General features: G+C 60.9%; 15 protein-coding genes. 9 read left to right on the forward strand and 6 right to left on the reverse strand.

Going from position 1 to position 18,744, the window contains the following annotated elements; all coding sequences use genetic code 11:
• The 3 genes from QUV11_RS16145 to QUV11_RS16155 all read right to left on the reverse strand — a co-directional run.
• A partial coding sequence (locus QUV11_RS16145) for a 30S ribosomal protein S6 (protein WP_300883927.1) occupies positions 1–130 on the reverse strand: 130 nt, incomplete at its 3' end.
• A gap of 184 nt (positions 131–314) precedes the next feature.
• The gene (locus QUV11_RS16150) at positions 315–1,457 is read right to left on the reverse strand and encodes a GGDEF domain-containing protein (RefSeq protein ID WP_300883912.1); all 1,143 of its coding nucleotides are present in this window, start codon (positions 1,455–1,457) and stop codon (positions 315–317) included.
• A gap of 116 nt (positions 1,458–1,573) precedes the next feature.
• The gene (locus QUV11_RS16155) at positions 1,574–2,980 is read right to left on the reverse strand and encodes a phosphotransferase family protein (RefSeq protein ID WP_300883913.1); all 1,407 of its coding nucleotides are present in this window, start codon (positions 2,978–2,980) and stop codon (positions 1,574–1,576) included.
• A 140-nt stretch (positions 2,981–3,120) separates the two neighbouring features.
• Between QUV11_RS16155 and fabD the strand changes: the two genes are divergently transcribed.
• The 5 genes from fabD (at position 3,121) to mltG (ending at position 7,814) form a co-directional block, all read left to right on the forward strand.
• Positions 3,121–4,059 (forward strand): ACP S-malonyltransferase, encoded by a 939-nt coding sequence (fabD, locus tag QUV11_RS16160; protein WP_300883915.1) that lies wholly within the window; start codon positions 3,121–3,123, stop codon positions 4,057–4,059.
• A gap of 180 nt (positions 4,060–4,239) precedes the next feature.
• The gene (fabG, locus tag QUV11_RS16165; protein WP_300883917.1) at positions 4,240–4,977 is read left to right on the forward strand and encodes a 3-oxoacyl-[acyl-carrier-protein] reductase; all 738 of its coding nucleotides are present in this window, start codon (positions 4,240–4,242) and stop codon (positions 4,975–4,977) included.
• Positions 4,978–5,117: 140 nt separating this feature from the next.
• The gene (locus QUV11_RS16170; RefSeq protein WP_023836488.1) at positions 5,118–5,354 is read left to right on the forward strand and encodes an acyl carrier protein; all 237 of its coding nucleotides are present in this window, start codon (positions 5,118–5,120) and stop codon (positions 5,352–5,354) included.
• 221 nt (positions 5,355–5,575) lie between these two features.
• Positions 5,576–6,832 (forward strand): beta-ketoacyl-ACP synthase II, encoded by a 1,257-nt coding sequence (gene fabF, locus QUV11_RS16175; protein ID WP_300883919.1) that lies wholly within the window; start codon positions 5,576–5,578, stop codon positions 6,830–6,832.
• Between the two features lie 7 nt (positions 6,833–6,839).
• On the forward strand, positions 6,840–7,814 hold the full coding sequence (gene mltG / locus QUV11_RS16180; RefSeq protein ID WP_300883920.1) for an endolytic transglycosylase MltG: 975 nt from the start codon (positions 6,840–6,842) through the stop codon (positions 7,812–7,814).
• Positions 7,815–7,848: 34 nt separating this feature from the next.
• Here the strand turns inward: mltG and QUV11_RS16185 are convergent, their stop codons facing one another.
• Positions 7,849–8,268, reverse strand: coding sequence for a hypothetical protein (locus QUV11_RS16185; protein ID WP_300883921.1), 420 nt, complete (start codon positions 8,266–8,268; stop codon positions 7,849–7,851).
• A gap of 220 nt (positions 8,269–8,488) precedes the next feature.
• On the opposite strand from QUV11_RS16185, the gene QUV11_RS16190 reads away from it, so the two are divergent.
• Positions 8,489–9,034, forward strand: a complete 546-nt coding sequence (locus QUV11_RS16190; protein WP_300883922.1) for a peroxiredoxin — start codon at positions 8,489–8,491, stop codon at positions 9,032–9,034.
• A gap of 125 nt (positions 9,035–9,159) precedes the next feature.
• Entirely contained in the window at positions 9,160–9,660 is a 501-nt protein-coding gene (locus tag QUV11_RS16195) for a 2'-5' RNA ligase family protein (RefSeq protein ID WP_300883928.1), read from the forward strand.
• Positions 9,661–9,678: 18 nt separating this feature from the next.
• Here QUV11_RS16195 and QUV11_RS16200 read toward each other — a convergent pair whose 3' ends face one another.
• Positions 9,679–10,164, reverse strand: coding sequence for a hypothetical protein (locus QUV11_RS16200; protein ID WP_300883923.1), 486 nt, complete (start codon positions 10,162–10,164; stop codon positions 9,679–9,681).
• Between the two features lie 1,135 nt (positions 10,165–11,299).
• On the opposite strand from QUV11_RS16200, the gene QUV11_RS16205 reads away from it, so the two are divergent.
• A complete protein-coding gene (locus QUV11_RS16205) occupies positions 11,300–14,170 on the forward strand; it encodes a TonB-dependent receptor (protein WP_300883924.1) in 2,871 nt (956 codons plus the stop codon).
• A gap of 75 nt (positions 14,171–14,245) precedes the next feature.
• Complete coding sequence (locus QUV11_RS16210; RefSeq protein ID WP_300883925.1) at positions 14,246–16,390, forward strand: prolyl oligopeptidase family serine peptidase; 2,145 nt, start codon at positions 14,246–14,248, stop codon at positions 16,388–16,390.
• A gap of 94 nt (positions 16,391–16,484) precedes the next feature.
• Here the strand turns inward: QUV11_RS16210 and QUV11_RS16215 are convergent, their stop codons facing one another.
• Complete coding sequence (locus QUV11_RS16215) at positions 16,485–18,119, reverse strand: amidase (RefSeq protein ID WP_300883926.1); 1,635 nt, start codon at positions 18,117–18,119, stop codon at positions 16,485–16,487.
• Positions 18,120–18,744: the final 625 nt, after the last annotated feature.

Consider the following 18,744-nt stretch of genomic DNA (forward strand, 5'->3'; position numbering starts at 1 on the left):
CCCAGGTCTCGGTCTTGGTGACCTTGCCTGCGTTCTGTTCGACAATCTCGGTGGCTGTTGCTGCCAGCGCGTCTACCTGGGCCTGCGAAAGGTCCTGACGCGCCAGAAAAACATGCTCGTAAAGCGGCATGTGCTGGCTTCCTTTACTCATCTGCCGATCGCTGATGTGCGCACCATGCGACACACCCCTCCGGCCTTCTTCGAATGCGCTTGGGACGATCAGTCGTCCGAAGGCAAGCGCGGGCTAATACCCAAAGCCTTGAAGAAAGCAAGCGTGGAGACGAGAAAAAGCGGCATCTGGCGAAGATTCCCTATCAGTTGGAGGCGCCGAAAATCAGCACCTTATTGCGGCCGGAATTCTTGGCCTCGTACAACGCGGCATCGGCATTGCGCAGCACCTGGCGGTTGGGTTCGCCGGGATTGAACGGTGCGACCCCGGCAGAGAATGTCACCTTGCCGATCGACTGGCCGTTGTCCTTGTTGACCAGCGAGCGCTCGGCCAGTTCTTCGCGGACGGCATCGATCTGCTGCTTGGCCTCATGGGTGCTGGTGTTTTCGAGCACGATGACGAACTCCTCGCCGCCGTGCCGCGCCAGATGGCAGTTGCCGCGCCCGAAGCTGTCGAGCGTCTTGGCGACCAGTTGCAGCACGCGGTCGCCGGCCTCATGGCCATGCGTATCGTTGACCTGCTTGAAATGGTCGATGTCGATGAAGGCGACCGAAAGCGGCTCGAAGCGTTCCTTGGCGCGGATGGCGGCGGCGGAGAACTGCTGCTCGAAAGCCCAGCGGTTGGGCAGGCCGGTCAGCTGGTCGCGCTGTGCCTTGTCGTTCGCCTCGTCGAGGCGGTTGCGCATCTGGCTGAGCTTCTTGGTGCTCTGGTCGAGGCTTTCGCTGGCCTTTTTCGTCGATTGCAGCATCTGCGAAGTGATCTTGAGCAGGGCCTTGAACTGGGCCTCGATCGGCATGTCGGCCTGGTCGCTCGGGTCGAGATCCCGCATCCAGTCGAGCCGCGACTGCAGCACCTCGGCATAGGCCTGGCTTTCCTTGCCGCTTTTGTTGAGCGTCTTGAAGCCGCCCGCCAGCAGCGCCTCGCTTTCGGCGACCAAGGCGTTCAGGTCCTTGACCTTCATCTGGCCTTCGCACTCGTCGAGGATTTCAGCGACGATCTCGGCCGAAAGGCGGCCATTGGCATCAAGCTTGCGGTTCACCGCGTCACGCAGCGCCATGTTGCCGCCGTTGAGATACTCCCACGCCAGTCGGTAATGATCCGGGACAGGGTCGAGCTGGACCTGTTCGAGGAACGAGAAGACCTTGAGGTACTGAAGCTTGCTGATGTTTTCGAAGACCGAGTCCTCGCGGCCCTCATCTTCCTCGACCTTGGACTGGCCAGCGAGGATGGAAGCGGCCAGCTTCATCCGGTCCCTGAAATTGCCCCTCTGTACCTGCTGTTCCGCCATCGGTTGCGCCCAATCATCCTTAATTAACTCTTCATCTGCCTTAACGACCGGGCTGCCTCCGGCTTAAGAGGAAAAAGTTGATATCGATCAATTTTGTGGGCTCGGGGCCGGCGCCATCATCCGGACCGACACCATTGGCTGCGAGCGATCGTGATCCCAGCATAACGGGGCTGGTCGATCAGGCAGTTTTCGACAGCCAGATGCCGCAGATGGGTGTGGATGGCCGGGGTCATCGCGGCGGGGTCGCGACGCAGCATAGCCGCCAGGATCTCGCCATCCAGACCGATGCCCTCCAGGCGCCGGCGTTGCCTGGCGGCAAATGGCGCGCCCATCGCGGCGTCGCGCGCGGCGATGCCCAAAGCGTTGATCGCGACTTTCGCCTCGAACCGGGCATGCCCTTGCGCGTCGGTCGCGATGGCACGCTCGATCCAGCCGCTGACTGCCCCGATCAAGGCAGCTGCTCCGGGCACGCCGCTATCCGTTGGCGTCTCCGTCTCGGGCCACTCCATCGGCGCATCGGGCAGTGGCAGATCTTCCGCGAGCATCAGCAGCAGGTCGATCTCGACCTCCGACACCCGCCGTCCGATCACCAGCCGCTCGGGGCCGTCGCTGCCGCTACGCCGCCAGATATCCGCCATGATCAGGCAGCACACGCCCCACCACAGGCATGAATAAACCAGCCAGAACCGGAACCGCGCCGGATCGACCTTTGTGCCGGTCAGCGCTTCATACCGCGCCAGCATGTCGTCCGGCTGGGCAAAACCACCCAGCATCTGGTCGTATCGACCAAACCGCCAGCTCGGAATGCAGCCGAAGGCCAGATCCTGCACCGGATCGCCCAGATGTGCGAGTTCCCAGTCGAGCACAGCGGACAGTCCTTCGGGGGTGACCAGCAAATTGCCCATACGAAAGTCGCCATGGCACAGCCGCGGCTCGACAGGATCGGGGAGGGCGCGCTCAAGCCAGCCGAACGCCAGTGCATAGACAGGCGAAACCCCGCCGAGCGCGCGCCAGCGGTGTTCGAGATCGCGCAGCATCTGGGCGGGGCTGCGATCGTTCAGCTCGGCCGGCAGCCGTTCGGGCGGAACGGCATGGATCGCTGCCAGTTGCTCTGCCCATTGGTGCGGCAGGCGATCCAGAGCGGTGGCGAACGCGGGGTCGCGCAGCAGGACCTGCGGCAAGGCCTCGCCGGGCGCGCAGTCCATGATAAAGCCCTCGCCAAGATGGTCTTCCGGATGCAGGCGCGCGCGGACGGCCGGCGCCGACACGCCGTGCTCGCCAGCGCATGCGATGACATCTGCCTGCCCCTCAAGCGACAGGCTGTCCGATCCGATCGCCGCATCGTCGCCGCTCAGGCCGTCGGGCATTCGCCGCAGGATCAGCAGGTCGTGACCCCAGGCAAACCGCCAGCTTTGCATGCTGGCCCCGCCGGAAAGTCGCTGCAGTCCGGTCAGCGGACCTTGGCCTGCCAGCCTGGCCCGGCAAACCATTTCCAGCTGCTGGGAGAAAAGTGTATCGTCCATGACCAGGTGTTAAGTGATCGATTAAGAGCCCGCAAGCACCTTGCAACGCTGCGGCATCGGGGATAACGGGCGGCGCTTGTCGCGCGAGGCCAGGGGGCCTTGCGGCGGCGAACCAGATCGGGGCGAGGGACAGCAGGATCATGACACGCGCATTCATTTTTCCCGGACAAGGCAGCCAGAAGATCGGCATGGGCAAGGAGCTCGCCGCCAGCAGCATCCAGGCGCGCGAGGTCTTCCAGGAGGTCGACGATGCGCTGGGGCAGAACCTGTTCCGGCTGATGTGCGAGGGCGATGCGGATGCGCTGCAGCTCACCGAGAACGCGCAGCCCGCGATCATGGCCAATTCCATCGCCACGCTGCGCGCGCTGCAGCATGAGGCAGGATCGGGCAGCCCGGTGCGCTTTGACTATGTCGCCGGGCACAGCCTGGGCGAATACACCGCTTTGTGCGCGGCAGGGTCTTTCGATCTGGCGACCACCGCACGGCTGCTAAAGATCCGTGGCCAGGCGATGCAGGCGGCGGTGCCTGTTGGTGTCGGCGCGATGGCAGCCCTTCTGGGCATCGAATTTGACGAAGCCGTCAAGGCCGCCGAGCAGGCGGCTCAGGGGGAAGTCTGCGCGGTCGCCAACGACAACGCCTTCGGCCAGGCGGTGATCTCGGGCCATGCCAGCGCGGTCGAGCGCTGCCTGCCGATCGCGAAGGAGCTGGGTGCGCGCAAGGCGATGATGCTGCCGGTGTCGGCACCGTTCCACTGCGCGCTGATGCAGCCCGCCGCCGACCGAATGGCCGGCGCGCTGTCCGAAACCGAAATCCGAAAGCCGATCGTACCGTTGTTTGCCAATGTCACCGCGGCGCCGGTAAGTGATCCTGCCGAAATCGGCGCGCTGCTGGTCGAGCAGGTCACCGGCATGGTGCGCTGGCGCGAATCCGTCATCGCGATGCATGCCGCCGGAATCGATCAGTTCATTGAACTGGGCGGCAAGGTTCTGGTCCCGATGATCAAGCGGATCGTCGACGATGTGGCCTGCGACAGCCTGGTCGACATGCGTGATATAGAGAGCCTGTTGGAGGCGGTGTGATACTTATTCCTCCCTCTGACGGGGGAGGATACGAAGGCTTGGCAGCTTGCTGCCTAGCCGATGTTGGAGAGGGCGGGGCGGTGTGCGCATCCCCCTCTCTCGCTGCGACTAGGCGGCAAAGCCGCCAAGTCTCGCGGCCTCTCCCGCCAGGGGAGAGGCGTTAACAGTCAGGAGACCCGAATGTTCGATCTTACAGGCATGACCGCCCTCATCACCGGTGCCAGCGGCGGTATCGGTTCGGCGATTGCGCGCGGGCTGGCCGAGCATGGCGCGCGGCTGGCGCTGTCGGGCAGCAACGAGGCCAAGCTCAAGGAATTCGCAGGCACGCTGGGCGGGGACCATGTCACGCTGGCGTGCGACCTGTCCGACTCTGCAGCGGTCGATGGCCTTGTGCCGCGCGCGGTCGAGGCGCTGGGCGGGCTCGACATCCTCGTCAACAATGCCGGCATCACGCGGGATAACCTGGCGATGCGGATGAAGGACGAGGAATGGTCCGATGTCATCCGCGTCAATCTCGAGGCCGCCTTCCGGCTGTGCCGCGCGTCTGCCAAGCCGATGATGAAGGCGCGCTTTGGGCGGATGATCTCGATCACCAGCGTCGTCGGTGCCACCGGGAATCCGGGGCAGGCCAACTACGCCGCATCCAAGGCTGGTCTTGTCGGCATGTCGAAGGCGCTGGCAGCAGAGCTTGCCAGCCGCAACATCACAGTCAACTGCGTTGCACCAGGCTTCATCGCTTCGGCGATGACCGAGGTGCTGCCCGAGGGCCAGAAAACCGCGTTGCTGGGACGCATTCCGGCAGGCAAGCTTGGCGAAGGTCATGACGTCGCCGCAGCCGTCGTGTACCTTGCCAGTCGCGAGGCGGGATATGTCACCGGACAGACGTTGCATGTGAATGGCGGCATGGCCATGTTGTAATCCCTCGCAGCGAGACGGCGATACGGCGCATGCACCATCTTTGCCTGCGCCCGCCTCTTGCCAGCGACCAAAACCGGCATTAGGGCGGGCGGGTATTTACGTTCGCACATCCATTTGACACATAATTGAAGGAACTCTGAATGAGTGAAACTGGGGACCGCGTTAAAAAGATCGTGATCGAGCATCTCGGCGTGGAAGCAGAGAAGGTCACCGAGGACGCAAGCTTCATCGACGATCTGGGCGCTGACAGCCTCGACATCGTCGAGCTGGTGATGGCTTTCGAGGAAGAGTTCGGAGTTGAAATTCCCGACGACGCCGCCGAGAAGATCAGCACCGTCAACGATGCCATCGAATACATCGACAGCCACAAGGGCTGATCTGCGGCTGAAACAGGGGCTGGGCCCAATGACCCTGCGCAAGCCGCGTCAGCGGCCGCAGGTGGGCAGCGTCGCCATGATGCAGATGGCGACCATGTGAAATCGGATGGCTTCCCTGTCTGTCGCACGGCGACCGGGGAAGCCATTTTTTGTTCCGGTCAGCGATCCCGGGACCATCCGGATCGGCTGATCGCGCTGAAGACATGCAGGAGTGAAGGCGTATGCGCCGTGTAGTCATAACGGGTCTGGGACTGGTCACGCCGCTGGGGGCGGATGTCGAGACGACATGGGCCAACCTCATCGCCGCCAGGTCGGGCGCGGGACCGATCACCCGGTTTGATGCCAGCGATCAGAAGTGCCGCATCGCCTGCGAGGTCAAGCCCAAGGACCATCCCTGGGGCTTTGATGCCGACAAGCGAGTCGATCACAAGGTCCAGCGTCAGGTCGACCCGTTCATCATCTACGGCATCGATGCTGCAGGCCAGGCGCTCGAGGATGCCGGGCTCACCGAGATGAGCGAGGCAGAACGCTTCCGCGCGGGGTGCTCGATCGGTTCGGGCATCGGCGGGTTGCCGGGGATCGAAAGTGAATCGCTGCTGCTTGCCGAAAAGGGTCCGGGGCGCGTGTCGCCCCACTTCGTCCACGGCCGGCTGATCAACCTCATCTCGGGCCAGGTGTCGATCAAATACGGCCTGATGGGGCCCAACCACGCCGTCGTCACCGCGTGCTCGACCGGCGCGCACTCGATCGGCGATGCGGCGCGAATGATCGCGCTGGACGATGCCGATATCATGGTGGCGGGCGGCGCAGAGGCCACCATCTGCCCGATCGGCATCGCCGGGTTTGCGCAGGCGCGCGCACTGAACATGACCTACAACGACCGCCCCGAACAGGCCAGCCGCCCCTATGACCGGGATCGCGATGGCTTCGTCATGGGCGAGGGCGCAGGCGTCGTCGTGCTCGAGGAATACGAACATGCCAAGGCGCGCGGCGCGAAGATCTATGCCGAGGTGGTGGGCTATGGCCTGTCTGGCGACGCCTATCACGTGACCGCGCCGCATCCCGAAGGCAGCGGCGCCTATCGTGCGATGGAAATGGCGCTGAAACGCGCGAACATGACGCCATCCGATATCGATTACATCAACGCGCACGGCACCTCGACGATGGCGGACACCATCGAACTGGGCGCGGTCAAGCGGCTGTTCGGCGATGCCATTTCCGATGTGTCGATGAGCTCGACCAAATCGGCCATCGGCCATCTGCTGGGCGGCGCGGGCGCGGTCGAGGCGATCTTCTGCATTCTGGCGATCCGCGACCAGATCGTGCCGCCGACGCTCAACCTCGACAACCCGAGCGAGGGCTGCGAGGGCGTCGATCTCGTGCCGCTCACTGCCAAGAAGCGCAAGGTCACCGCCGTGCTCAACAACAGCTTCGGCTTCGGCGGCACCAATGCCAGCCTCATCATGAAGGCGGTCTGACCCTATCATGCTGCGCCGTCTGGGATGCATCGTTCTGGCCGGGGCTGCGGCCCTGGTTCTGCTGATTGGCGGCAATTTCTATTGGGGCTGGACCGGTGACGGGCCGGCGCAGCAGGAGATGGCGGTCGTCATCCCGTCGGGCAGCTCGCTTGCCCGCGCGGCGCAGGTGCTCGAGGATGAGGGGGCGATCAGCTCGGCCGGAGCGTTTCTGAACCGTGCAAAGGTGTTTGGCAGTGATGATCCGATCAAGGCGGGCGAATTCATCATCCCGGCCGGAGCCAGCAATGCGCAGATCCTGAACATCCTCCAGGGCGACGAGGTCGTGCTGCGGATGGTGACGGTGCCCGAGGGCATGCCCAGCATTGTGGTGCAAGAAAAGCTCCTGCGCGAGCCTCTGCTTACCGGCGAGGTTCCGGTTCCCGAGGAGGGCTCGCTGCTTCCCGAAAGCTACAGCTTCGAGCGTGGCGAAAAGCGCATTGCGGTGATGCTGCGGATGCAGAAGGCGATGCAGGATACGATCGCCGAGTTGTGGCCCAAGCGGTCGCCGGACACGGTGGTCAAGACCCCGCAAGAGGCGGTGACGCTCGCTGCCATTGTCGAGAAGGAAACCGGCAAGGCGTCCGAGCGCCGGATGATTGCCGGCGTCTATTCCAACCGGCTGCGCAAGGGCATGATGCTGCAGGCGGACCCGACGATCATCTATCCGATCACGCGCGGCAAGCCGCTGGGACGGCGCATTCGCCAGTCCGAGATCGCCGACGTCAACGATTACAACACCTATGCCATGACCGGCCTGCCCAAGGGACCGATCACCAACCCGGGCCGCGCGTCGATCGAGGCGGTGCTCAATCCGGCGCGCACCGAGGCACTGTACTTCGTTGCCGATGGTACCGGCGGGCATGTCTTCGCCAACACGCTGGCCGATCACAACCGCAACGTCGAAAAATGGTTCGCGCTACGCCGCGCGCGCGGAGAGATGTAGATCGATCGAGTTGCGCTGCGGCGCCCGGGGTTGATTACAGGCTCCAGCGGCGTTTCTTAGCGGTCAGCGCCAGCCAGATGGCCAGAGCGATCGATCCTGCCACCAGCAGCTGAAATCCCAAAACCTCGACCGTCAGATTGGCCGGGTCTGCAAACAGCCATGCGTTCTGCAGCACCAGCCCGATTGCCGATGCAATGAACAGCCACACAGCAACGCTGCGCCGCAGCAGCAGCGCGATGGCGCCTGCCGTCCCGGCCACTGCCGCCAGCACGAAGCCGTAGAACGCGATGGCGGGGCGCGAGGCATATAGCACTTGCTGGGCCAGATCGAGCTTGCTCACATCGCCCAGCCCGATCACCGGATCGAACAGCAATGCCACCAGACCGATGATATTCCACGCAAGCAACGCAATCGCCAGCAACCAGAACCAGCCAAGCGGGCGCGACATCAGCATTCAAATCCTCCAAACACATCCAAAATGAAGCTATCTGCTCCTTTTGACAAGCATGTCATGTAACCATGCACCCGGTCCAACCGGACTGTCCCGGTGAATGCGATCAACTCATCGAAAAAAGCGATCAGGCCAGCCCAATCTATTCATTTCACACCGGCGGCCATGCTAACTACATGCTGCAGTGCAAAACACATTCCCCATCGTTCAAAGGAGTTTCCGCATGATCGGACGCAATGTTCCCAATGTCTGCCTCAAAACGCGCGTGCGCGATGACAGCATCGAAGGAGCCAATCCGTTTCGCTGGCAGGACCAGCTCACCGGCGATCTGGTAGCCGGCAAGCGCGTCATCATCTTCTCGCTCCCCGGCGCCTTCACGCCAACCTGCTCGAACTCGCAGGTCCCCGGTTTCGAAGCCATGTACGACGACTTCCGTGCCCAGGGCATCGATGAAATCTACTGTGTATCGGTCAACGACTCGTTCGTGATGTATCAGTGGGGCAAGTCGCTCGGCGTCGAGAAGGTGAAGCTGCTCCCCGATGGTTCGGGCGACTTCACCCGCCGCATGGGCATGCTGATCCGCAAGGATCACGTCGGCTTCGGTGAGCGCAGCTGGCGTTATGCCATGGTCGTCGATGACGGCGTGGTCACCGAATGGTTTGAAGAACCCGGCATCAACGATTACGGTCTTGATGAAGATCCCTATGGTGAAACCGCGCCTGAAAACGTGCTCGCCAAGCTCAAGATCAAGCAGCCCGAGCCCGCATAAGGCAGCTGCGCACGCTATCCCTGACGGGTCGCAAGCGGGGGGCGTCGAGCAACATTGCTCGGCGCCCCCTTTGTGTATCCGATGCACCGGGCTAAGGCAGACGGGTGGGACACGAACCGATCATCATGACCGCCACCATGGGGGCGGCCGACCAGGCCTGGGCCAACGCGCTGCGAACCGCGCATTTTCCGCCCGAGCGCAACGTTCTCGATGCGCATGTCACGCTGTTCCACCATTTGCCGGGCGCCTATGAGGCCGAGGCCGTGGCGCGGACCAAGGCGCTGGCCGCCGAGTTCGCTGCGCCCGATGCCCGGCTGAGCGAGGTCATGAACCTGGGGCGGGGGGTCGCCTATCGTATCCATTCCCCCGGTCTTCTGGCGATCCGCGAGATGATGGCAGAGGGCCTTCACGGTCTGCTCACCGCGCAGGATCAGGGACGGCCAAGGTTGCACATCACGGTTCAGAACAAGGTGGAGCCCGCCGCCGCAAAGGCGTTGCTGCAGGCGCTGACGGCAGAGTTTGCGCCGCGGCCATTGATCATCACCGGGCTGGCGTTGCACCGCTATCTGGGAGGGCCTTGGGAGCCGATCGGCGGCTGGCGATTCCGGGGGAAGGCGCGCGCCTGAGCGCTCAGCGCACAGCGTCTAGCGACGCAGCCTGCGCAGCGCGGCCCGTGCCGCAAGCACCACGGTCGCGATCACCGCTGTTCCGGTCAAGGCGAACTTGAGCGGGGTGATCACCGTCTTGGCATCCAGCCAATCCGCGCGCCCGCTGAGCGCCAGCAACTGAATGATGTTTTCGGCATAATCGGTGATCATGCCCGCGAGCATCACCAGCGCGATCCAGCGCGCCGGGCGGCCGCCCAGCCGGATCGCCAATCCCGCAAAAAACGCACCATAGGCCAGTGGATACAGCCCATCGTAGAGCATGGTGGCGTGGGCATGCACATCGCGCTGATAGGGCGAGAGCTGCGCGAGCAGCACGCGTGCCGATGTCCCATCCAGCGTCAAGTCCAGCAGGCCCCCGATCGCATCCCCCGTCTGCCGCAGCAACCCTGCCAGCAGCACCATCGCGGCAAAGCTGATCGCCAACATGGAGGTGCGCGCAAGGCGGGGGTGGTCAATGGCCATGGCAGCCTGTCCTGAGGATCGGGTCAACAAGCCCGAAAGAGTACTGGCGGAGCGGGTGGTTTTCCCAAGTTAACTGCATGTATTTGATATAATTTGTAAAATTAACCTGTGCCGATTTCAATTCCCACAGGGGTTCCCTTGTGTCTTTCGCGTCTATTTCCGACAATCGAAACTATGCCATTTTACGATATTACTGTCTATAGATTTCTGGTGTTTTATATTCATGTCTCCCTATCGACATACTACTCCAAAGCAGTAGGGTCTTTCGGCCCTATACAATATGAATGTGCGTTTCACGCCAAGGCGCGGCATGCGTTTGAACCGGGGGCGAATGGCCATTACGGTGCACTGGGGTATTCCTCCATAGCCTTGCAACCGCCACGTGGCCGGGTATTTCTGCCCAGCGTCAGCCCATGGCGCTTGATAGGTATGCGGGATTAAAAAAGCCGTGCTTGGGCCAGCTCTGAATTAAGCGGGATCCTCAGAATTCGCGCATCTCGACCGGCAGAATGGCTGAGTACAAGCTGCGATCGCACATGTGAGCGCATGCAGGTGCTTCGGTCCTATGCGAGGAATGATTGATGGATCGAATATCGAGTCCGCCAGTCGCTTCACGATTTGCGCGCTGCGAATGGAAAAGTCGTGTTCATGCCGCCAGATTGAGCGGGGTGTACCAACTGGTATTCGCTGTAAGCTCCCTACTGGGGCGAAATCTGCAAACGCGAAGTCGTTGTTGATAGTCGACGTACAGCATCCGCAACGGAGAGCTTCAGCTAGATTGGTGGTCAGGTAGGAGGCCTAAGCGTCCATAAATCACTTCAAGCGCGCGTCATCAGCATTCCTGGCGAGCCGTTGGCGATGGTGAATTTGGCCGATCTATCGTCAGCCGGCATCTCGCTAAGCCCCTAATATGTCACCAAGAATGCTTCTCGCCAATCTGCGAAGAAGGTCTGCATTTTTTTTCCAAAGCGTGTTGCGCCGCCTCAAGAATCGTATACGATGGACATAACGTATACAAAATACGATTGAGCAAGCAGGGAACGGAATGATGCGTACCGTGACGGATATCCGTCGCGATAAACTGATATAAAGGGGTCACCTCATGTATAATGTTAGGAACGTACTTCTTGGCTCTGTGGCACTGCTCTCCCCAATCTGCATGCAATCTGCGCAAGCACAAAGCGCGCTGCCGAGTTCATCTGAACCTGAGGCTGCTGAAGAAATAATCGTCACTGGGTCGCGGATTGTTCGCACGGGCGCAGATACCTCGACCCCAACTGTCATGCTTGATTCAGCTTCGGTCGAAGCGGCAGGGATAGTGAGCGCCGGCGATTTGCTTCGCCAGCTTCCAGCCTTGTCACCAGGTCTCTCGTCAGAAAGCTCTGGCGTAACGTTCAATGGCGCTGGTCTGGACCTCCTGGACCTACGCTCGCTGGGCACCAACCGGACTCTCGTACTGGTCAATGGGCGGCGGCAGGTGGGTTCCAATCCTAATACCACCGCGGTTGATATCAACACCATCCCAACCCCCATGATTGAGCGCGTAGAGGTCATCACAGGTGGTGCATCGGCTGTCTACGGCGCCGACGCGGTCTCCGGCGTGGTAAATTTCATCCTCAAGCGAGATTTTGACGGTATTGAGTTAGGCGGCCAGCTTGGCACGTCTTCGCGCGGGGACGCGGACCGGTATTCGATCAATGCCACGGCCGGGGCCAACTTTGCTGATGGTCGCGGCAATATCACCGGGCACGTAGCTTACACTTCGGAAGGTGGGATTGGCTTTGATCAGCGCAAGCGGGCTATATCCGGCCTTAACTGGGTGCCCAATCCCGCAAACACCGGGCCCGCAGACGGGATCGATGATTTCGTCACCCTAGCAAATGTTCGGCAGCTGGGTGGTCAGCAGGAATCGATGTTTCTACTCAATCGCGGCGCAGGCACCGAAGCATTTGCGTTCAACGCCGATGGCTCGGTTCGCAGCTTCGGGCTTGGACCGTCGGGTCTGATCGGCGGAGGCCAGATTACCGACGGTGGCGAGGCAGAACTGGGCTACGACGCACAGTGCCCACAAGCCAAATGCGCCCTAAAAATTCCTGTAGAACGCGTGCTGATTTCAATGGCGGGCCATTACGAATTCAACGACTCGGCAGAGCTGTATTTCGAAGGGCGCTTTGCAAACACGAAATCGTCATCGCGCTTCGGTTCGGTGTTCGAGATCCCGCCCACGACCAACAGGATCAGCATCAACAACCCGTTTGTGACGCCATCCCTGCGAGCTTTGATGGTTCAGGCAAACGTCACTAGCATCGGGGTGTTGCGCTCGGATCAGGAGCTGGGCCTTAGAGGTCAGGATACCAACCGCGATTTGTTCCAGCTGGTGGCTGGTACTCGCGGCATGATCGGCCTTGGCGACCTGCGTTACGATGCATCGGTGCAATACGGCACGGTCAATTTTACCAACACGCGGGTCAACGATGTCGATCAGGCTAAATTCCTAAATGCACTCGATGCAGTGCGCGATGCCAACGGCGCGATCGTCTGCCGTTCGGAAGTTGCTCGCGCGCAAGGCTGCGTGCCGATCAACTTTCTGCAGACCGGGGCTGCCATCAGCCCGGCCGGCGTGAACTACATCCGCATACCGTTCGCAACTGAAACGGCCAAGCTGACACAGCTAGTCGGAACAGCCAATATCACCGGATCAATCGGTGATTTCTGGGGAGCGGGCGACATATCCTTCGCTGGCGGCGTCGAATATCGAAAGGAGGAAAGCACCTATCTGGTCTCACCCGTTGATCAGGCCGGGCAAGGGTTCTTTTTCACGCGGCGCCAGTCGACGGCCGGGCAATTTGACGTGCTCGAGTTCTATGGCGAAGTCGTCGTTCCGCTTCTGACCGATCGCCCCTTCTTTAAGAGGCTTGAGCTGGAAGGCGCAGTCCGCACGTCCGACTATTCGACGTCTGGCCGCGTCACGAGCTGGAAAGTCGGCGGTACCTGGGCGCCGATCTCGGACATCAGGTTCCGCTCGGTGCTCGCACGTGCCGTTCGTGCGCCGAATGTTGGTGAGCTATTCTCTCCAGGTAGCGAAGGCTTCATCACCGTCGACGATCCATGCGATGTCAATTTCATCAGTGGCGGATCGTCTTCGCGCCGCGCGAATTGTACGGCAATCGGGGTTCCTGCAAACTTCGTATCTAATGCGCGCACGATAAACATCCGGACCTCCACGAGCGGCAATTCACAGCTGGATGTTGAAACGGCTGACACATTCACCGCAGGCGCCGTGATTGCTCCGTCTTTTCTGCCCGGCTTCAGCGCCACAATCGACTATTTTAAAATCAAGATCAGCAACGCCATCAACGTTTTTGGCGCGCAGGACATTCTCAACAACTGCGTCGATCTGACATCCACCAATAACGCCTTCTGTGACTCGGTTACCCGTGCGGCGGATGGATCGATCAACCAAATCCGTCGGCAGAACATCAACGTATCTCGGCTCGATCGAGAAGGCATCGATCTTGAACTGCGCTATCTCCAGTCGCTGGGCGACATGGGCTCAGTCAGCTTCAATTTCGTTGGAACCCATATGATGAAGGTGACAACAGTGATTGCGCCTGGCACAATTACTGGCAGCAACGTTATCGACTTCAACGGAGAATATGGTTTCCCCGAGTGGAAGGGGCGGGCAAGCGCGACCTGGAACTTCCAGCCGTTTGATCTCACAGGGACGCTGACATATTTCTCGTCGATGCAACGTGATGTTCAGCCGGTCCAGCCGGAAGACAACCGGGCGACCACGAAGGCTCCGGATTTCTTCCTCTTCAACATGCAGGCAGGCTATGAGCTCAAGGAGGGCATGCGGTTCTTTGTCGGCATCGACAACCTGTTTGATCGCCAGCCTCCGTTCCTGCCTGAAACTCGCGCTGGCGGTGCCGGCAGCTTCACCGGGGTGGAAATCTATCCCGTGACGGGCCAGTTCTTCTACACCGGAGTCAAGCTTCGGTTCTAAAGACGCCGAGCGATGCCGGTCTGCGGTGCAGACCGGCATCTGTCCGCCTGTATCGAAGATTTGAGGCTGATCATCATGAATATGAACTCGCTGCTGCACACGGTCGCGATCGCCGGCCTCGCCGCGTACGTTGGCTTGGCCACACCTGCTGCCGCACAAACCGCCGCCGATGGCGAGGTGCACGGACCAGCGTATCTCGACAACAGTTACGGTACAAAGGCGCTCGATTGGGTGAAGCGCGAGCATGGCGCGACGCTAAAAACCCTGCAGGCCGATCCGGCATTTGACGTCTTTCGGCAGGAAGCCGCCGAAGTTCTGACCACGCCCGACCGGCTGGAAGGCCTGCGGATGACGCCGGGTTTCATGACGCAATACTGGCAGGACCGGAACTCTCCGATGGGCGTCTGGCGGCGCAGTCCGCAGGCAGCCTGGCTAGCCGGCAAGCCCGAATGGCAAACGCTGATCGATTTCGACGCGCTGGGCCAGAAGGAAGGTCGCCGGTGGATCTTTGGCGGTGCAAGCTGCCGCGCCAACGGTCGCTGCCTCGTCCAGCTGTCTGACAATGGCAAGGATGCCGCCGAGATTCGCGAGTTCGATCTCGCCACCGCTAATTTTGTCACCGATGGCTTCAGGCTCCCCGAAGGCAAGCACCGCCTGTGGTGGTATGATGACGATACCGTGCTGGTCGCACCGGTTCTCGGGCGGTCGAGCCTCAACGCATCGCTCTTTCCCAAAACCCTACGTGTGTGGAAGCGCGGGGAGCAGATTGCGCGCACCAAGCCGATATTCACCATCAACGACCATGACGCATCGTTATCCGTAACGCTGATCAAGGCTGCCGGATCGCCCAAGTTCGTCGCGGTGCGCGGCGTCGATTTTGAACGCCAGGAATTCTGGCTGATGGACCTTGCCGGCACGTCCACCAGACTGCCGCTTCCAGAGCTTGCCGACAGCTATGGTGTCCACGACGGCAGGCTGCTGCTGCGCCCCGAGGTGGACTGGACACCGCTGCCGGGCGGTCAGACCTTCGCCGCCGGAAGCCTGGTCGGCATCGACCTTGCCGCCCTGATCGAGCGTGCCGAAATCGCAGTCCCTGTTTTGCTCTATATGCCATCGGGCGATGACGCCGTGCGCGGCGTGGTCACCGTCGGAAACCGGCTGTTCGTCGAATTGTTGCACGATGGATATAGCCGCCTTGAGGAGCTGGCCACAGACGCCCCCGGCTTGCGCCCCCGGCTGGTGCCGCTCGCGGATGATCGATTTGTCAGCATATTGGGAACGGCAGACGGCAAGATCCTGGTCCAGCAGGAATCGCCGCTGACGCCAGCCACGATCAGCCTGGTCGATCCCGATACTGGAGCGCAACAGCAGCTATATCAGCGCGCAGCCGCGTTCGATGCGCGCAATCTTGTAACCAACCGCTATCATGCCGTCAGCGCCGACGGCACGCGCATTAGCTACACCGTGATGCACAAAAGCGATCTGGCGTTTGATGGCCAGACCCCGACACTGGTCTATGGCTATGGCGGCTATGATGTCGCGGTCACCCCGCGCTACGAGCCGATCTTCGGGAAGCTCTGGCTCGAGAAAGGTGGCGTGTACATCCACGCCAACCTGCGCGGAGGGGGCGAGCACGGGCCAGCATGGCATCGCGCCACGATGCGCGAGGGGCACCCGCTGGCCTTTGACGATATGGAAGCCGTGCTGCGCGATGTGCACCGCCGCAAGATCAGCTCGCCCGCGTTCACCGGGATTATCGGTCGCTCGAACGGTGGGCTGCTGGTCGCAGCGGTCATGCAGCGCCAGCCCGAGCTGATGAATGCGGTCGTGGTCGGCGGTCCCTTGATCGACATGCTCGATTTCCATCGGCTGCCGCCGGGCGGCTCGTGGCTCGCCGAATATGGCGACCCCGACGTGGCCGAAGACCGCGCATTCCTGCGGACATACTCGCCGATGCAGACGATTGCCGGACCGGAAACGCGCTATCCCGTTCCGCTGATCATCACCGCAACCGATGATGATCGCGTGCTTCCCGGCCATGCGCGGCGCTATGCGGAACGGCTTCGGCAACAGGGCCATGCTTCGCTTTATTTCGAGGACGACCAGGGCGGGCATTATTGGGAGCTTGCCGGTGGCCCGGCACCCGGCGACTGGAGGCGCAGGTCGGTCGCGCGGGCCGCCGAGTTTACATATCTTTGGCAACAGCTGCGAAAGAAATGAATCTCATTTGGGCCGCCTGGGCGGCCCAAATGTCATGTCGCGTGTCGTCCCGGGCAGCGCGATGGGCTCGCCGATCATCTGATATCCGGCAAAGCTATTCGACACTTGCCAGCGGCTGCGCGGGATCGGCTATTGCATCGGCATGCGGTCGATAGGCAGGCGCGACCCGCGCACCAGCCGCCTGCTCAAACGCATAGCCCGCCTTGATCACGTCATGATCCGCCCATTGTTTGCCGATGAATGACAGTCCCACCGGAAGCCCGGAAACGTTCCCCATCGGCACGGTTATATGCGGATAACCCGCTACGGCAGCCAGCTGGCTCTGACTGGGCGGTCCAAAATTGTCGCCGTTGACAAGATCGGAGACCCAGGTCGGGCCATTGCTGGGTCCGATGAGAAACATCACGTCGTGCTGCTTCATCAAGCGATCGATACCCTCTTCTCTTGCCAGTTGGCGCGACTTGGCGAGCGCCTCGATATACTCGGGATCATCAAGACCCTTCTGGCTTTCCGCGAGCTCGAACTGATCCTGGTCGAACCATGCCAATTCGGTGGCGGCATGGGACTTGTTAAAGGCAATGAGATCGGCGAGTGTTCGACTAGACACACCCGCCGGCGTTGTCGCCAGATACGCGTTCATGTCTGCTTTGAGCTCGGTCATCAGCACCTTGCGCTCGGCTTCGCGCAATTCTTCAAGGCCGGTCCTGCTGTCGGCAATTTCGACCAGCACTGCGCCTAGCGCCGACAACTGACCCAGCGCAGCCGCAAACACTGTCCTCACGCCAGCGTTGTTGCCCGTACGATCGGTCAGGATGCCAATCCGTACGCCCCGCAGATAATTGCGCGATAAATCCTTCGCATAATCGGTACGCCGGGAGTCAGCCTGCTGGGTTGCTGGATCCGCAACGTCGCTGCCAGCCAAAACCGTCAGCATGATCGCTGCGTCCATGACGCTGCGTGCCATTGGCCCGGCGGTATCCTGACTGTGGCTGATAGGGATAATATGCGTGCGCGACACCAGGCCGACGGTGGGCTTGAATCCTACAAGGCCGTTCATCGATGCGGGACATGTGATCGATCCATCGGTTTCGGTACCGATCGCGATCGCAGCCAGGCTCGCGGCAGCCGCTGCACCACTGCCCGATGATGATCCGCACGCGTTTCGATCCAGAGCATAAGGGTTCTTCACCAGGCCCCCAACGCTCGACCAGCCGCTGGTCGAGCCCGTCGACCGGATGTTGGCCCATTGCGACAAGTTGGTCTTGCCCAGTATGATCGCCCCCGCAGCTCTGAGCCGCGCGACCAGTGGGGCGTCACGGTTGGTGATGTTTGCCGACAGGGCAGTAGAGCCAGCGGTGGTTGGCACAGGCCCTGCTGCCTCGATGTTATCCTTGATCAGCACGGGAATACCGTGGAGAGGACCGCGCAATTTGCCCGCCTTGCGCTCGGCGTCCCTCAGACGCGCCTCTTTCATCGCATCGGGCATGACTGCGATGACGCTGTTGAGACTTGGCCCTTGACGATCGATCTTGCGAATCCGATCCATATATCCGCGCACGAGATCAACACTGCCGACTCTGCCCGAATCCATCATTCGGCCTAGGTCGGAGATCGATTGTTCCTCGACCGAAATCGCACGCGGGGCCGGTTCTGGCGTCTGGCTCACTGCCGGTGCAGCGCACGCCGTTAAAAGGGTCAAAACAGCTAAGCGCGAGGAGGTTTTTTGCATAAAGTATACGTAACTGACCGGGGAGGGCGTGGCAACCTGCCCAACGCAGATAGTGAATATATCAAGAGGCGAGGTCTATCTGTAACCAATCCAACGCTACGGTTTTAAGTAGTGGTACGTGGCGGTGCGAGGCGACCGACGAAAAATTTCGTCCGTGCATGAAATCATGTACAAATCTTGCCGCAGAGAGATAAATTAATTCTCGTATAGCTTTATATTGCGGGTGGTTTTCTCAAGTCAAGTGTATGTATTTGATATGCTTTTTGAAATATTAAGCCACATTAATCGGTCCCACAATGTGTGCCCAACGCAATTTATACGCCATTCAAACCGTACCTAGACTATGCCAAATTGTGACATCCTTGTCTAATGTTTTCGGGCGCGCCGTCACGGGTCTCAGTAGCCGTGACGAATTTTCCAAAGCACAAGCATCAAGTCATAAATATTGCTCTAATGGGTTGCTTTGTCTGCGATGAGGGTGGCAACGAAACTCCTCGTGATTGTGTCCAAGGCGCACAAGCCGCATTTCAGGTTCCGGGCAGGCTCCGGGCGGTGGTGGATGACCGAAAATGGGTGATGGGGTGGACGCCCCCCGACGGCATCGATGTGCCATAGTGGAGGTGTT

The sequence above is a fragment of the Blastomonas sp. genome (assembly GCF_030373265.1).
Lineage (GTDB): Bacteria > Pseudomonadota > Alphaproteobacteria > Sphingomonadales > Sphingomonadaceae > Blastomonas.

What these genes read in the sequence shown, in the direction of transcription:
- QUV11_RS16150 (WP_300883912.1), bottom strand. Translation starts at nt 1,457, where the DNA reads ATGGCGGAACAGCAGGTACAGAGGGGCAATTTCAGGGACCGGATGAAG.
- QUV11_RS16200 (WP_300883923.1), bottom strand. Translation starts at nt 10,164, where the DNA reads ATGGCCATTGACCACCCCCGCCTTGCGCGCACCTCCATGTTGGCGATC.
- QUV11_RS16215 (WP_300883926.1), bottom strand. Translation starts at nt 18,119, where the DNA reads ATGCAAAAAACCTCCTCGCGCTTAGCTGTTTTGACCCTTTTAACGGCG.
- QUV11_RS16155 (WP_300883913.1), bottom strand. Translation starts at nt 2,980, where the DNA reads ATGGACGATACACTTTTCTCCCAGCAGCTGGAAATGGTTTGCCGGGCC.
- QUV11_RS16195 (WP_300883928.1), top strand. Translation starts at nt 9,160, where the DNA reads ATGACCGCCACCATGGGGGCGGCCGACCAGGCCTGGGCCAACGCGCTG.
- QUV11_RS16190 (WP_300883922.1), top strand. Translation starts at nt 8,489, where the DNA reads ATGATCGGACGCAATGTTCCCAATGTCTGCCTCAAAACGCGCGTGCGC.
- QUV11_RS16210 (WP_300883925.1), top strand. Translation starts at nt 14,246, where the DNA reads ATGAATATGAACTCGCTGCTGCACACGGTCGCGATCGCCGGCCTCGCC.
- QUV11_RS16170 (WP_023836488.1), top strand. Translation starts at nt 5,118, where the DNA reads ATGAGTGAAACTGGGGACCGCGTTAAAAAGATCGTGATCGAGCATCTC.
- fabF (WP_300883919.1), top strand. Translation starts at nt 5,576, where the DNA reads ATGCGCCGTGTAGTCATAACGGGTCTGGGACTGGTCACGCCGCTGGGG.
- QUV11_RS16185 (WP_300883921.1), bottom strand. Translation starts at nt 8,268, where the DNA reads ATGCTGATGTCGCGCCCGCTTGGCTGGTTCTGGTTGCTGGCGATTGCG.
- fabG (WP_300883917.1), top strand. Translation starts at nt 4,240, where the DNA reads ATGTTCGATCTTACAGGCATGACCGCCCTCATCACCGGTGCCAGCGGC.
- mltG (WP_300883920.1), top strand. Translation starts at nt 6,840, where the DNA reads ATGCTGCGCCGTCTGGGATGCATCGTTCTGGCCGGGGCTGCGGCCCTG.
- fabD (WP_300883915.1), top strand. Translation starts at nt 3,121, where the DNA reads ATGACACGCGCATTCATTTTTCCCGGACAAGGCAGCCAGAAGATCGGC.